At 35.3% G+C, this 14,360-nt stretch carries 13 protein-coding genes and 1 tRNA gene; 1 reads left to right on the top strand and 13 read right to left on the bottom strand.

Translation table 11 applies throughout. The annotated features are described in order from the left end of the window. Nucleotides 1-146: 146 nt before the first annotated feature. The 11 genes from EFB00_RS08500 to EFB00_RS08450 form a co-directional block, all read right to left on the bottom strand. Nucleotides 147-458: an MGMT family protein gene (locus EFB00_RS08500; protein WP_122646402.1), complete on the bottom strand. Its 312-nt coding sequence runs from the start codon at nucleotides 456-458 to the stop codon at nucleotides 147-149. A gap of 61 nt (nucleotides 459-519) precedes the next feature. Then, a tRNA-Gln gene (locus EFB00_RS08495) sits at nucleotides 520-592 on the bottom strand. Between the two features lie 580 nt (nucleotides 593-1,172). Further along, a complete protein-coding gene (locus EFB00_RS08490) occupies nucleotides 1,173-2,177 on the bottom strand; it encodes an SIS domain-containing protein (RefSeq protein WP_122646401.1) in 1,005 nt (334 codons plus the stop codon). A 10-nt stretch (nucleotides 2,178-2,187) separates the two neighbouring features. After that, nucleotides 2,188-3,237 (bottom strand): SIS domain-containing protein, encoded by a 1,050-nt coding sequence (locus EFB00_RS08485; protein WP_122646400.1) that lies wholly within the window; start codon nucleotides 3,235-3,237, stop codon nucleotides 2,188-2,190. An 11-nt stretch (nucleotides 3,238-3,248) separates the two neighbouring features. Then, the gene (locus EFB00_RS08480) at nucleotides 3,249-4,070 is read right to left on the bottom strand and encodes a PTS system mannose/fructose/sorbose family transporter subunit IID (RefSeq protein ID WP_122646399.1); all 822 of its coding nucleotides are present in this window, start codon (nucleotides 4,068-4,070) and stop codon (nucleotides 3,249-3,251) included. Continuing rightward, nucleotides 4,054-4,842, bottom strand: coding sequence for a PTS mannose/fructose/sorbose/N-acetylgalactosamine transporter subunit IIC (locus tag EFB00_RS08475; protein WP_122646398.1), 789 nt, complete (start codon nucleotides 4,840-4,842; stop codon nucleotides 4,054-4,056). The genes EFB00_RS08480 and EFB00_RS08475 overlap by 17 nt, the downstream gene beginning before the upstream one ends. Nucleotides 4,843-4,860: 18 nt before the next feature. Then, nucleotides 4,861-5,331 (bottom strand): PTS sugar transporter subunit IIB, encoded by a 471-nt coding sequence (locus EFB00_RS08470; RefSeq protein WP_122646397.1) that lies wholly within the window; start codon nucleotides 5,329-5,331, stop codon nucleotides 4,861-4,863. Nucleotides 5,332-5,349: 18 nt separating this feature from the next. Further along, nucleotides 5,350-5,769 (bottom strand): PTS sugar transporter subunit IIA, encoded by a 420-nt coding sequence (locus EFB00_RS08465; RefSeq protein ID WP_122646396.1) that lies wholly within the window; start codon nucleotides 5,767-5,769, stop codon nucleotides 5,350-5,352. 75 nt (nucleotides 5,770-5,844) lie between these two features. Next, nucleotides 5,845-8,613, bottom strand: coding sequence for a sigma-54-dependent transcriptional regulator (locus EFB00_RS08460; protein WP_122646395.1), 2,769 nt, complete (start codon nucleotides 8,611-8,613; stop codon nucleotides 5,845-5,847). Nucleotides 8,614-9,425: 812 nt separating this feature from the next. Further along, nucleotides 9,426-10,337, bottom strand: coding sequence for a DUF7916 family protein (locus EFB00_RS08455; protein WP_122646394.1), 912 nt, complete (start codon nucleotides 10,335-10,337; stop codon nucleotides 9,426-9,428). 20 nt (nucleotides 10,338-10,357) lie between these two features. Beyond that, a complete protein-coding gene (locus EFB00_RS08450; RefSeq protein ID WP_122646393.1) occupies nucleotides 10,358-12,262 on the bottom strand; it encodes a glucose PTS transporter subunit IIA in 1,905 nt (634 codons plus the stop codon). A 258-nt stretch (nucleotides 12,263-12,520) separates the two neighbouring features. On the opposite strand from EFB00_RS08450, the gene EFB00_RS08445 reads away from it, so the two are divergent. Further along, nucleotides 12,521-12,739, top strand: coding sequence for a helix-turn-helix domain-containing protein (locus tag EFB00_RS08445; protein WP_122646392.1), 219 nt, complete (start codon nucleotides 12,521-12,523; stop codon nucleotides 12,737-12,739). 426 nt (nucleotides 12,740-13,165) lie between these two features. Here the strand turns inward: EFB00_RS08445 and EFB00_RS08440 are convergent, their stop codons facing one another. Together EFB00_RS08440 and EFB00_RS08435 are read right to left on the bottom strand one after the other, a co-directional pair. After that, nucleotides 13,166-13,777 carry a stage II sporulation protein M gene (locus tag EFB00_RS08440; RefSeq protein WP_122646391.1) on the bottom strand — a complete coding sequence of 204 codons (612 nt, stop codon included), beginning with the start codon at nucleotides 13,775-13,777 and terminating at the stop codon, nucleotides 13,166-13,168. A gap of 259 nt (nucleotides 13,778-14,036) precedes the next feature. Next, nucleotides 14,037-14,339 carry a DUF960 domain-containing protein gene (locus tag EFB00_RS08435; RefSeq protein WP_122646390.1) on the bottom strand — a complete coding sequence of 101 codons (303 nt, stop codon included), beginning with the start codon at nucleotides 14,337-14,339 and terminating at the stop codon, nucleotides 14,037-14,039. Nucleotides 14,340-14,360: the final 21 nt, after the last annotated feature.

Raw genomic sequence — 14,360 nt, 5'->3', positions numbered from 1 at the left:
AATTATAGATAAGGACAAATAATCTGGGCTTTCTCTAAAGCTCAAGTTATTTGTCCTTATCTTATTATGTATGATTGTAAAATTCCGTACACTACTTGAATAGAACAAATGGAAACTTTACTTCTTCATTGAAAGTCCATTGCAGCTCATATGTCCCCATCCCAACGGCAGCGTTTCAGATCCACTTGTCCATTCTCGCGAAAAATAATACCCTCTTCTTGCAATATTAACGGCTGTTCTGGCCAGCCTTTGGCACATTCTCCCTGACTATTCACTACTCGTTGACAAGGATAGCGACCATAATATTCGGCGTGGCTCAATACTTTACCGACTAAACGGGAATTGCGAGGATATCCTGCCAACTCGGCAATTTGTCCATAAGTAGCTACTTTTCCTTTGGGAATCTCCGATACGATCGACAACACCAAAAAAGCAAATTCTTCATCTAGTTTGGCCATACCAAATTCCTCCTTTTCTACAAAAAAAGACCACAGAGTTTTGTTCTGCGGTCTTTCATGATTGGGATAGCAGGTCTCGAACCTACAATTACCTGATTCAGAGTCAGGCGCCTTACCAGTTTGGCTATATCCCAAAAATCCAACGAGATTATAATACTGCTGTCTCACGATTTCTTCAAGTAAAAAACCTCGGTTAAGTTTTTATAGGTAATCAACAACTATGTTCAACATTAGGATAATTTTTAGACACATTCTGATAAAATCTATTTCTCAAAACGTGTGTCTAAGATAACCAATGCCAAGAAAAACTTTGATGGGGACTTTAAGATGATAATTCTAAGTTTGTATCATTCAGGTTAATCTGTTGAGTAGTTGGCAGACGAATTAGTGTAGTACCTCAGATAATATATCATCGGAAAATCTCTATACAAAGAATGAAGGGTTCAATACGCCCTAGACAGAGGTTCTTACAATAAAAACAATATACTCGAGTCGCTAATAAATAATTCATACTAAATATCGAATAGTAGTTACCACGATAATTTTTTTCTGGAAAGTAACACTACAAATATGAAATTATCAATCTTTGAATTATCCAAAAAAGATATGTTCTCTTTAATGTTAATAAAGAATCTTCCAACACACCTTGTATAATATGTTGGAAGATCCTTTTTGTGTTTAGACTAGTTTATCCCATCATTAATCAGCATGCTATTAATAATCGAATTGTCGGTAGTAGCGACGGATTTCTAGTGGATGACAATTTAGTTTTTCGACATGAGCATCGATTCGTTGTGTAACACAATGCATCAATAGAAATGACAATACGCGACCGCGATATTTTTCACTGATTCCTTCTACTGAATAATCTTTTGAATCAATGAAAGTATAGTTAGCACAAATACGTGGCAACAGATTTTTGACACGTTCTGCTAACGGCCGTTGTTCATCTTCTCCTAAGAAAAGTGTTACTGGTGTTGTTTCGTCCACAATTTCTAGTGTACCATGTAAAAACTCAGCTGCATGAATTGATTTTGAACGTAGCCAGCTTTGTTCTTCCCAGTAACACATAGCATATGAGTAAACTGCCCCCCATTGATTACCGGCACCAATGAAGTAATGCATTGCGTCATGGCGGTGTTTCTCAGCGAACTCTAAACCAAAAGCATCTGCCTGTTTTTCAGCTTCTACTAATCCTTTAGCTAAATATTTTTCTAATTCTTGGTAATATTCTTCGTAGTCATCAAATTCACCATTATTTTTCATTAAGCGATCCGCTACCATAAAGAATTTGATTTGTTCTGTTCCAGGCGCTGGATAAGTAATGACGTGGTCACATTTTTCTGCTAATGGACTGCCAACAGTATCTATAAAGCCAATCAATGTTGCACCAACTTCTTTAATTTCATCTACTGCTCTAACAACTTCTTGTGTTGTACCTGTAACAGAAGATAAGATAACGATAGAATCTTTAGTCAAACGTTTGTTGCCAGTTGTGTAATATTCAGCTGCATGTTCCACATAAACAGGCAAGTTGCTTTTTCCGTTAATGTAAGTAACAGCCTGCATAGCTGAAGCATAAGTACCACCGATTCCTAAGTAGTAAATATTATCAAATCCTTTTTCCCATACCCCGTCCATAATCTTTTCGACTTCTGGACGTAGTTCTAAAGCTCCTTGAATGTTATCAATTTGTTGTTGTTCGTTGAATTTTAACATTTTTCCACCTCTATACTTTACTTTTTAATACGTGATCAAAATCATCAAAAATACGCTGACTCAAATCAATTCCTTTTGATGTAGCAATTTTATAGGATAAAATTTGGAAAGGAATCACCAATAATAAGGATGAAACCAGTTCATCACAATCCACTGCTAAACCTAAATCATCGGCATTTTTTGCTACTTCGGTTGTCACGGTAATTGTTTTACCGACATATGATGTCATATAGTCCTTTAGACTTTGTGAACGAGTTTCATTGACACTTCTTGTTTCAATAAAGAATAAAATATGTTCACTGTCAGCTTCCAAATACGGTCCATGCATATAAGCTTCTAGTTCAAACCCTTGGGAAGGTTTGCGAACTGTTTCAGTAAATTTCGTTTCGAATTCTTTTGCTGTACCCCAGTTTGGTCCATAACCAATGGCAATAAAACGCGTTCCTAGTTTAAAGATTGCTTCATGTGTGGTAAAGAAATCATCGGTCTTTTCAATGGCTGCAGGAATATAGGTGATGACTTTTTCTAATTCACTTTGATAAAAATCCGCCTGTTCTTGCGAGAGTGTTCGCTTAGTATGGCCAATTGTTAAACCTAATAAGAATAGTTGCAACACTGTCGTAACGTAGCCCTTAGTTACAAATCCGACTTTTTCAATTCCCATATCCAAATCAATCACTTGATCAGCAGCTCTTGCAATTGGGCTGTTTATATCGCTTGTCAAAGCAAAAGTAGACAAACCTTCTTTTTTCAATTTAGCAATCGCATCAATTGTAGAGGCGCTTTTACCACTTTGAGAAACAGCTAAGACCGCATCTACAGCATTTGAAACTCGACCATAATGATTAAAGTTATAAGGTTCTTCAATAGTTACCGAGATATCAGCAAATTTTTCTAATGTTACTTTTGCCGACAAACAAGCATTGTAAGAAGAGCCTGTAGCTAAAATCAAAAGATTATTGATATTCTTAAATTCTTTAGCTTCTTTTAAGGTAAATTTTTCTAAGATACCTTTTAAAGTAGCTTCTTCTTCGTTGATATAATCCAACATCGTTTCCATAAATCAGCCCCCTAGAAAATTCCAATTAATGAGCCTAAGATTCCCACAACTGCTAAACCTAAAAGGATCGTTAATGGTTTTACTTCTTTTTTCAACAAGTAAAACACAGCTCCAAAGACTCCAAGACATAAAATTTTCGGTACTATATCATCAAAAATGCTTTGAACGGTCACAGCGTTTTCTCCAGAACCGATCTTCATTGGTAAATTAATGTCGATCATAGTAGCTGTCATGCCTCCAACAACCATCAAACCAATAATAGAAGCACCTAAAGTTAAGCTTTCCATCATGCCGTTCTCTTGAATTTTCTTTAAGAAACCTGTTCCTAACTTATATCCCCAGCCAGTTGCCAAATAACGGAACAAGATATGTGGAATATTGAAAATCAAAAAGAATAAAATTGGGCCTAAGATATTTCCTTGCAATGCTAGTGAAGTTCCAACACCAGTTGCAATTAAACGTAACGTACCCCAGAAAAATGAATCGCCAATTCCTGCTAACGGTCCCATTAATGAGGTTTTGATACTGTCGATCGTAGAGGTATCAAAGTTTGGATCATTAATATTTTCTTCTTCCATTGCTGCATTAATACCTAAGATAAGTGTTACAATGTGAGGCGTTGTATTGAAAAACTCTAAATGACGTTTTAAACCATCTGCCATTTGTTCTTTGGTATGATATAATTTTTTCAAAATTGGAATCATGGCATAGACATAAGCCATGTTCATTTGTCGTTCATAGTTCCAAGAAAATTCCATCTGAAATGAGCGCCAAAAAACTTTGTTTAAATCTTTTTTAGTGATCTTTAATTCCGTATCAGAAGTCTTCATCATCAACTACCTCCCCTGTAGTGGCTTGTACTTGTGGGCCATGGTTGCTACGAACATTCATAATATTGACCACAACAACTGCTACAATAGCACCAAAAATTGCAATTCCTGTTACCGGAATTTCCAAGTAAGCGGCTAGCGCAAAACCTAAGAAGAAATACGGAGCCACTGTTTTATTAATTAATAAACGTGCTAACATAGCAAAACCAAGAGCTGGAATCAATCCCGTTGCAACAGATAATCCATTTTGAACAAATTCTGGAATCATCGCAAGTAAATTACCAATGGTCTTACTTCCTACCATAAAGGAAATCATCACGATTAAACCTAACATCAAAGATAAACCAAATCCGGCCAATAAATGCATCCGTTCTACACCTTTATAATCACCGTCAGCGGCAAATTTATCGGCTTTATGGTTCATAATTGGAATCAATAGTCCTAAATAAATATTTTTCAAAATCAATGTCAAAGTTGCGATTGGCAAACCAAGTAATAACGCCGTTTCCGGACCAGCCCCTGCGGTAATTGCGAAAGCTGTACCTAAAACCCCTCCAGTCACCACATCTGGTGGAATTGAAGCCCCTACAGAGAAGGAACCTATAAAGGCTAATTCAAGCGTCGCTCCCATAATAACACCCGTTTTTATATCACCTAGTACGATTCCTGTAAATAAACCTGTCACAATAGGACGTGACAAAAGGGAGGTCCCTAATGCATATTCTGATTGCGCAATAAAAGCGACGATGCCTAATAAGATTGCTTGTACAATCATTTTTTCACTACCTTTCCTTTATAAAACCTCAGTAACATTCACCTTTTTATCATTTGGTACTTGGCGAATTTCAACCTCAACACCTTGATCCACTAATTTTTTCAAAAGCTCTTCTTCCTCGGGTAAAACATTTACGGCTTTGCCGATATTGCGAGTACCTTCCTTAACTTTAGTTCCACCTAGATTGATAGTTTTAATTTGTGGGTATGCTTCAGCTAATCTATAAGCATCTCCCACTGATTCCACGACAATAAATAATTTGTATTTATCAGTAACTCCACTTTTTAATGCCGCAATAGAATCCTCAATATTTTTGATTACCAACTTAACGCCTTGTGGTTTAGCGAGCTTAATTGTTGTTTTACGAACTTCATTGTTTGGTACATCATCGTTGGCAATTAAAATGCAATCTGCGCCTAAGCTTTGTGTCCAAGAAAACGCGACTTGTCCATGTAAGAGACGATGGTCTACACGAGTTAAAATAATCATAATGTTTCTCTCCCTTTTCTAAAAATCTTCTTCTATCACAGTGTTGCTATAGGTTAAGTTACAAAGCTGAATGGATTCTTTTGAGCTATCTAAAACAGTAGCAATCGTTTCTTTCAAATCTGCTGCAATTGCAAACTGTGTCGTAAACTCAATTAAAAACGGTAAATTCATCCCTGCTACTAAATAAAAATGCTCCTGATTAATGTAGCGTAAGAATTCATTATTGACGCTACCACCAAATAAATCTGTCACCACTACTACTTCTGCGCCGTTATTTTGCTGCATCAATTTGTCCACAGATTTGGTCAAATCGAAGTCTTCTGTTATGTAACAATCTAATGTGGTAATATTATCATTCTTACCACAGATCAATTCTAATGAGCTCAAAATCCCCGAAGCAAATTTTCCGTGCGAAGCTAAAATCATTTTGCGTTCCATTTTCTTCACCTCATTTCTTACATAAAAATAAGAGCAAATTGTGTGCCAACTTTAGTGGTACACAATTTGCTCTTATTAAAATTCCTCATCCTTTAGTATATTATCAACGTTTTGATAGACAATATCATAAATATAAGCAATTTCTGAATCGGGTATTTTGACACTGTAATCGCTTTCTATGACACTAAATGCCTTTTTTATTTGTATTAATGCTTGCTTTTGACACTGGTACAAATCTTCGTAGCCAGCATAGTTATCGATAGGAATATTTCGGATTAAGCGTTCAATTAGACAGCTCACATGAACATACAATGCTAATTTTTTGGCATTGGTAATGATAAGTCCACTATAGGCTTCTAGTTCCCGCATAAAAACTTCAATTTCTCTCATTACTTTCTCGGTATCTAAAATCGTGACCGAGTCGATTACTTTTTCTAACGAAAAATTACGGATGACATTAGTATTGAAAGCTGCATTTTCAGCTGGAGTTAAACATGCGCTCAACCATTCTGATAAGAGCTGATTCTCATCACCGGAAATTAATTCTTCTAAAGATAAATAAGGAACTCCTTGAATCATCGGATCCGCTGTACCAATAATCCCCAAAACATCATACATAGAAAAAATCGTTTCGTTTTGTTTCTGTTCTTTTAGCACATCGTATTCATAAGGAAAAATTTTTAACGACACTGAAGCTGGCAAACTTTTTTCTAATAATTGGCTGATATGAGTAGCTGTACCAATACCAGTCAGACAAGTAGTGATCAAAGCCTTCATTTTGTTTTCAGTCGGATAAATAATCTTCCAGTCTAATCGCGCTTGTTTAGCTGCTGTTTCAATCATTTCTTGTAGCGGCAATGTTTTTTGTAAATTTTCTCCGATGGCAATTGCTAAAGGTGTCGTCACGTTATTCATAATAACTACAGGAGTGGTAATTTGTTTAGGGAAGAACTGATAAATCTCCTTTAATGACCCCATATCTACTAAAATCACCAAACCATTAGAGACATCGTGATTTTCACTATAATCTAAAATTTCTTCTGCAATTTGTTGAGGTGTTACATCTAGTGGCATGTCAAAAGATGCAAAAATATCTTTACCTAGAAAACGATTAGCAACATTGGCAATACTGCTGGCTGTTGCATAACCATGGGCTACGATGATCCCTCTTGGAATCCCTACTTCCTTTTGCCAATCTGTCCGATTTAAATAAATCGTTAATAAAATACAATCCATTTCAGAAATTTCCAAATCTAATTTGGGTTGGCATAATTCCAACAGTCGTTTAACATACTGGTAGCTGGCAGCATATTCCGTAGCGACTTGCTGTTCCAATATTCTTATCAAGCTTAACACGCTAGCTTCTTCTGGATACCATTTACCGGCTCCTCTTTGAAATAAATAGTAACTGATCGCGTACACAGCATTTCCATTAAATTTAATTTGATAGGCACTTTCCATCTGTTTAAAAGTATCGCGGATATATTGGGTCAAATAAATCAACATCTCTTGTTTTTGCTGACGATCCGTCTCAAAAAGTAAAAAATCAAATAAATTTTCTACTTCTTGTTTTAATTGTTCTTCACATACTGCTAAATGTTGCTGCTTGGAAAATTCAGTAATTATACGTTCAAATGTAGTAATTACCCGTTGCTGTTGTGGATGATTTTTTTCTAATAGTTGCAGAATTGTTGTATTTTCTGTTATCAATATATCTTTTTGCAACACGCTTGATAGTTTGCCGGTAGTAGAGGATAGTAATTTTTCCGGCAACTGATAGATCGTTACTTGAATTTCTGGAGTATTCTTTTGTTCCGCAAAGGCTTTTGCTACTGATACCTTAACCGTATTTTTCAGCTCACCGATGTTCCCTTTAAAGTAGCTGCTCGTTAACAGGGTCAATACTTGACCACTGACTCTCAGCGGCCGTTTAATTTTTCGTGCCTCGCTTAAGAAAAAAGAATAAATCAATTCCAATCGCTCATTGCGGCTACGAGCACTAATAGGCGGTAATGTCACTTGAATCGGAATACGACGCATAAACGTCGTTAAAAAGCCGCTTTCTAAATCTTCTGTTGTAGCAAAAAACAATCGTGTTTTAACTTTAATAGGATGATCAGTAGCACCCATAGGATAAATGATGCCTTGATCTAAATATGTAAATAATTTTTCCTGGCCTTCAGCGTTTAAACGATGAACCTCATCCAAAAATAAAATTCCACCATCAGCTGCTTCAAAGGCCCCGATTTTGTCACTATCTGCCCCAGTATAAGCACCTTTAACATGACCAAAAAGATTGCTGGTTAAAAGCTCAGGATTATTAGCGTATTGGGCACAATTTAAAGTAATCAAAGGTGCATCTTCTTTAATCAACTCATTTTCCAGACAATATTTATGAATCAAACGTACCAAAAAGCTCTTACCTGTACCGCTTTCACCAGTGATTAAAGTAGGCAACCCATTATCTGGATAATACAGAGCGGTTTTGATTTGTTCTATCGCGCGACTCAAGCTTTTATCATGACCAATCAAAAGGGAAAATAAATCTTTTTGCTGCTCAAATAAAGGCTGCTCCTTTAAAATTTCCTCCTTACTTTGATAAAAGCTATCCCGCAATAGAAAAAACTCTTTTTCAAATGCTTCTTTATGGAAATAATAAACCGGACGAGAATTAATCTTTACTAATAGACCAGCTTCATTCAATTGATTTAAATAGTGACTAATAGTATTACGCTTAACAGCAAAAATTTCCGCTAATTTTTGTGCGGTAAAAACTTCACTTAAATGGTGAAGATCAATAAAAGCTGTCTGGTTTTCCAAATACATTAATAGTTCGTCTTTCATTGTTATCCCTCTCTATTTTTATTTATTGTTGGTATTTATGAAAAGGTTATGGTTTCAGCCACACTGTAACACAAAAAAAGACCGAAATTTAATGAATTTCCGTCAATTTTTAGTGAATATTAATAATACGATATATCATTAATGCGTGGTGCTGATCCGTTATAATGTCGAAGAAGTCTAAGTTATAAATGAAGATTACTAGTTCAATTTTTAATTGAAACGCAATGACACGGCGTGTTAAATTCATTTTGATCCCTAACCCCCTAACTAATATAGAAAAATAGGGTTCAATCTTAAGCTTTAACGCCTTAGGTGCCCCTTATTATGTTGCATATTTGAACGATAAAGGGACTATAAAGTATAACCAAGCTATTTAAACTCTAATCACAGTTTTTTCCACATAACCAATGTTTGACAATATCGATAATAAAGAATTGAGCATAAGTAATAGAAATAAGGGAAACTAACTTGTAATTCGTGACGATTTTGTTCAAATTATAGACTTCTTTCAAGCTTAGTCACTTATGAGTTTAATTATGTTGAGTTTTTTTGCTAAGTTTTTTTACTATTACTAATTAGCACCACGCATAATATATGCTTATAGTTAGTCAAAAAGGCTTTAATTAGTTAAATCCAAACTTTTACTTATGGAATATAGTTTAGTCTAACTTAATTTGACAATTAATATAATAAAAAAATAGCAAAAACAAAAAACTTGAGAACATCATACGTCTCAAGTTTTTTGTTCACATTATATAACAAAATGAAATACTCGTGGTTTAAGATAAAGCAACCTAAAAGTTAATCTATATTTACCGATTTACCGACAAACTCATACGATTAAAAGTATGACGAGTTCCTCGAATAGCTACACTCAACGCATAGATTGTTTCCGGAGAAGAACAATCCCCGATATGTTGGATATCGACACCACAAATTTTATTTCGAATCCCTATGTCTTCTAAAGTATGCGTAGATGAACTTTCCTGACTGGTACCAATTGATGACATTACTAACGCTCCTTTATCATGTGCTTTTTTAACGATTGCTTTTTGTTTTTCATCATCGTGATCAGGAACTGTACCTATGGCTGGCACCAATATAATATCTGCCCCAGCTTCAATAAATGCCTCCACTGTCTGGATATCGATAATTGATTCATCGACTCCTGCACTATGCATCTTTCCAGCAATCACTAATCCTTCGAAACTTTCTTTAGCTAGCTTGATTGCTTCTAGTATCTCCTTATTATCAACTCCGGTTCGTGGGTTCCCCGTCAAACAAACGAAGTCAAATCCCATGTCGTTCGCTTTTTTTAAATTCTCAGTTGTTGCAATTCGTCCCGTAGAAATATCTTTTCGTTTTTCTAACATCTCCGCTTCCTTATCAATCGGTTCAAGATTCAAACCAATAACTCTTCCAGTCAGCTGTTTTAGAATCCTGATTGATTCCTCATTAGGTATTACTTCAAATAAATTATCATCTGTAGTCTCGAGACCATTAACAAAGGGTCGATTCAGATCAAAAAAGTTCATCAATAACATATCCGCACTAAAACCAGCATGGATTTCAGCATTGGTGATTTGATCTACTAATGGTTTGTAGATAACCATGTTTTCGGCCATAATAATTCTTCCTTCACTCGCCTTGATTGATTGTTTTAACTCTGCCGTACTCATTTTTAAAATCTGTGAAGCGGTCGCACTCAATAAACGTTCTGTCATTTTTTTTATCCCCTTTATCATTATTTTACTAAATCCAATGTTAATAGCTGATCAGTTGCACCAACTACGCTTTCTTCTAACAAAGATACAGTCTTCTGTTCAGATGTTACGATAATTGGCGTTGTCATATCATAGCCCTTGCTAAGCAGATAATCGAGATCAAAACTTAAGATAAGCTCACCTTTAGTTACTTGATCTCCAGACTTTACATGAGAAACAAATCCTTTTCCGTTTTCATTGACAGTTTCTAATCCGACATGGATCATCAGTTCAAGACCATCCGAACGTTTTAAACCGATAGCATGACTTGTTGGTAAAATGGAGATCACTTCCCCATCAAATGGAGCAAAAACCTTTCCTTCCGATGGATAGATAGCACAGCCAGTTCCTATTAGATTATTTGAAAAAACCGGATCGTTCACATTTTTCAATGGAACGACTTTTCCTTTGATAGGTGATAAGATTATTTCATGTTCTGTAAGGTCATTTGTTGTAATTTCAATATTGGATTTCTTTTCTAACTCTGGTTCAGTATTATTCAACTTAGTTTCTCCAAGACCAAAAATCAGCCCCAATGCGAAACTAGTTATAAAAGCTGCGGCACAGGCGATGATCCCTGGAATAAATGTCTTTCCATCGCCACCAGCAAACACGGTAAAAAATAGAAGATTACTAGCACCATAAGCATAAGCTTTCACATTAAATAGGGAAGCTAAAGCACCACCTACAAATCCTCCGGTAAAAAGCCAAATAATCGCTTTTTTGAAACGGAAAATCACACCAAATAATGTTGGCTCACTCACCCCACCTAACATTAAAGTAACCGCATTCGAAATACCCATACCACGTTCTTCTTTCTTACTTCGAATAACGTATACTAATGAAACGCCCATCAACGCATAAGTCCCAAGTACTGCACTTAACCAGAACAAGTCATCATAGCCTTGAGTAGAAAATTGGTTAAAGATGATTGGTAACAAAGCTTTATCCATACCTAGACCAACAAGGATATACCATAGACCGCCAATCAAGCCAACTGCTAGCGGACCTCCGACTGTAGCAAGCCAATTTGCTACACTAGCAATCACGATACCAGCATATGTGCCAATAGGACCAATAACACATAACATTAGCGGCAACATTATAAGGGTCGTGACCAACGGAACAAACACATAGCGTAAAGAAGTCGGGATCACTTTTTCTGTATTTTTATATACATAAGACATGATCCATACAATAAGAATGGATGGAATAAGTTGATTCATATACGAAACTAACGTCATGGGGATGCCGCATACGTAAAAAGTGTTACCCTCAGCAACGATTCTGATTAATTCTGGATGTACTAGAATTGAACTTAAAAATACGGCTAAGGGTATACTTGTCTTAAAATGACGAGCAGCAGACCAAGCGATAAAGATCGGCATAAAGTAAAATCCTGCATCACCGACTAATGTTAGGAGTCGTAAAAGATCACTTTGTTCGGACATCACTTTAAGTAAACTTGGTCCCAAAATATTGACGATCAATTTGAGCATCCCAGCTCCCATAAAGACAGGTAAGACGGGAAAAACGCATGCAGATAGATTACCGATCAACTGCTCAGTAAAGAAAGATTTAACAGAAAATTTATCTTTAGAAATCACCAGTTGTTCTTGCATCGAGATATCAGAATTTGTTTTCATAGCCCTTCCAAAATTCTCAGCGACTTTAGCAACATCTTGTCCAATAATGACTTGAAATTGATCACCAGCAAACCTAGTCCCTAGCACACCTTCGAACTTTTCTATTTTTCTTACATCGATCAAACTTTTATCTTTTGTAAGTATTCTCAATCGTGTCACACAATTTGTATAAGAAACAACATTGTCTTTACCACCAATATTCTCTAAAATCCGTTTAGATAATTCTTCATGTTTTGTCATCCCAGAACCTCCTTAAATTATAAATGCATCACTTGATTGGTCTCTTACTTAATCATTCCTTTCATTATCAAATTAAACAGTTTGTGCATGAGAAGTATCAAATCTAGTTCAATCTCCACTTGATGCTGCTTTAGCTATTTTCTGGTTGATCACACGATATCTAATAGGAAATCCATAAAAACTATAATTTTATGCTAAAAACGCATAAAATTATACATGCAAAAAACGCATACTATAAAATAAAATCGAGGTGATTTTATGTATTATAGAATTCGAGCTTTGCGGGAAGATGCAGATCTAAATCAAGAACGACTAGCTAAAGTTTTAAACGTCAGTCAGACGACGTATTCCCGTTATGAAACAGGAAAACTAGATATCCCTACAGAAGCATTGATCAAACTTGCACAATATTATTCCACAAGCACTGATTATTTACTAAATCTAACTTCTCAAAAGAAACCGTATCCAAAAAATTAATTAAGTTATGTTACAAATTCATTTTATGCGATTTACGCATAAGTGTCAATAAAATTTTGGTTCCCTACTTAATATATTTAGTAGGGAACCAAAATTTCATTACTCGTTTATTAGACATCCATTCCAAGGAAAGAAAGATAGAGTCAGAAGAACGATAAAGATTTCATTACAAAGCAGATACGATATCTATCCCATAGAAAACTTGTAAGGTATTTGTTAGCTAGACATCTTTTTGATTGCTACTAATTAAATACATAGCCCTTTTTGATTCTTCCTGAAAATAAGTGAATTAATCAGAAACATACAAAACTCATCAAGTAACTAAAATAACCAGTCGCGGTATCTATGAGGTTATTGTTATTAGTATGCTTTAACACCAAACCTCGTTTTTGTTAAATTCCAACTAATGTCTAAATATCATTGTTCCTAAAACAACTTATATAGAAAATCTGCAACATATGCTTCTATAAAACCACTAATAATAATTAACGGTAGTACTAACACGAGATATCCAATAAAAACTCGTTTTAATTTAATGAAAAAAGGTACTCTTTCACCTTTCTTAACTAGATTTAGCAAATTTTTGATAATTGCATTATTCATAGGCTTTATAAGCGCAGCAAAAATACAATATGCAAAAATCTCAAAAGGCGCATACGTAAACACAGTGAGAAGTATTTTTACAAACGATAAATGCGAATCAATCAAAGGCATACTCAATGCAATCCCTAATACGATGGAAGAAAATATCAGATTTAGCAAATAAATCCATGGTACAGGGATCAAACCCATAAGAAACATTCCTCTTGGTACCTTAAATCCATTGTTTTTCAAATAGCTTATAAACTCATTTTCCTGTTCTTTATTTCCTCTTTGTATTGTAGAACCAAGTCCATCAACTAGCTTGTTCAAATCTGGATGTATAATAAATGTTACTACACAACTCAACGTAATTAACACAAGGCTAAATAATGCATATTTTTTTGCCCTTCGCCACATCGCTTTATCCTGAATAACCGATACTATTTCATTCTTCATGAAAATGCCTCACTTCATAAGTGTTCCACCATAATTCTTTTAAACTGTAAATCTACAGATTATGATACTTTAATATGACATTAAATGTTTGAATTATCAAGTTTATCGTTATGCTTTACATAACAAATAAACCTATTGGTTACACTGACAAGCGATCGACAATAAACTAAATTACAGACGATTCTTTAACAAGCTGTAGACTAACGATGTCTACACGTTTACTTGGGATCGTGTTTTGCATGTATCCTACTCCTCTCTCTTAGTACTCTTCTGGTAGCAACATGGTGTAATAATCCCCATCATCGATCATCCAGATCTTTTGTCGGATCAGTTGTTCAAAAGTTGGATAATAGATATACTGATACTCTGGTACTTCTTGTCTGTGGATCAAAACTTGTTTTCCATTGGTGTCGACTTGAAAATCAAAGATCTGTAAGTAATCCACTGGTTTTTTCAATCTCATACGTAGATCGATCAAGTACCAGCATAACAATTGCGCTTCAGTGGGTAACTTTTCATTGATTCCTTTTGTCAAATAGCGTTTCTTATTCTTCTCAGACATGTGTCAACTTACTCCTTTCTA

This window comes from Enterococcus mediterraneensis (genome assembly GCF_900604485.1).
Taxonomy (GTDB): Bacteria; Bacillota; Bacilli; order Lactobacillales; family Enterococcaceae; genus Enterococcus_C; species Enterococcus_C mediterraneensis.
The sequence above is the reverse complement of the archived record's forward strand: the minus strand, read 5'-3'. Positions and strand labels throughout refer to the sequence as shown.

Bases quoted from the DNA above. Each gene is read 5' to 3' on its own strand.
- EFB00_RS08500 (WP_122646402.1), bottom strand. From the start codon at position 458: ATGGCCAAACTAGATGAAGAATTTGCTTTTTTGGTGTTGTCGATCGTA.
- EFB00_RS08490 (WP_122646401.1), bottom strand. From the start codon at position 2,177: ATGTTAAAATTCAACGAACAACAACAAATTGATAACATTCAAGGAGCT.
- EFB00_RS08485 (WP_122646400.1), bottom strand. From the start codon at position 3,237: ATGGAAACGATGTTGGATTATATCAACGAAGAAGAAGCTACTTTAAAA.
- EFB00_RS08480 (WP_122646399.1), bottom strand. From the start codon at position 4,070: ATGATGAAGACTTCTGATACGGAATTAAAGATCACTAAAAAAGATTTA.
- EFB00_RS08475 (WP_122646398.1), bottom strand. From the start codon at position 4,842: ATGATTGTACAAGCAATCTTATTAGGCATCGTCGCTTTTATTGCGCAA.
- EFB00_RS08470 (WP_122646397.1), bottom strand. From the start codon at position 5,331: ATGATTATTTTAACTCGTGTAGACCATCGTCTCTTACATGGACAAGTC.
- EFB00_RS08465 (WP_122646396.1), bottom strand. From the start codon at position 5,769: ATGGAACGCAAAATGATTTTAGCTTCGCACGGAAAATTTGCTTCGGGG.
- EFB00_RS08460 (WP_122646395.1), bottom strand. From the start codon at position 8,613: ATGAAAGACGAACTATTAATGTATTTGGAAAACCAGACAGCTTTTATT.
- EFB00_RS08455 (WP_122646394.1), bottom strand. From the start codon at position 10,337: ATGACAGAACGTTTATTGAGTGCGACCGCTTCACAGATTTTAAAAATG.
- EFB00_RS08450 (WP_122646393.1), bottom strand. From the start codon at position 12,262: ATGACAAAACATGAAGAATTATCTAAACGGATTTTAGAGAATATTGGT.
- EFB00_RS08445 (WP_122646392.1), top strand. From the start codon at position 12,521: ATGTATTATAGAATTCGAGCTTTGCGGGAAGATGCAGATCTAAATCAA.
- EFB00_RS08440 (WP_122646391.1), bottom strand. From the start codon at position 13,777: ATGAAGAATGAAATAGTATCGGTTATTCAGGATAAAGCGATGTGGCGA.
- EFB00_RS08435 (WP_122646390.1), bottom strand. From the start codon at position 14,339: ATGTCTGAGAAGAATAAGAAACGCTATTTGACAAAAGGAATCAATGAA.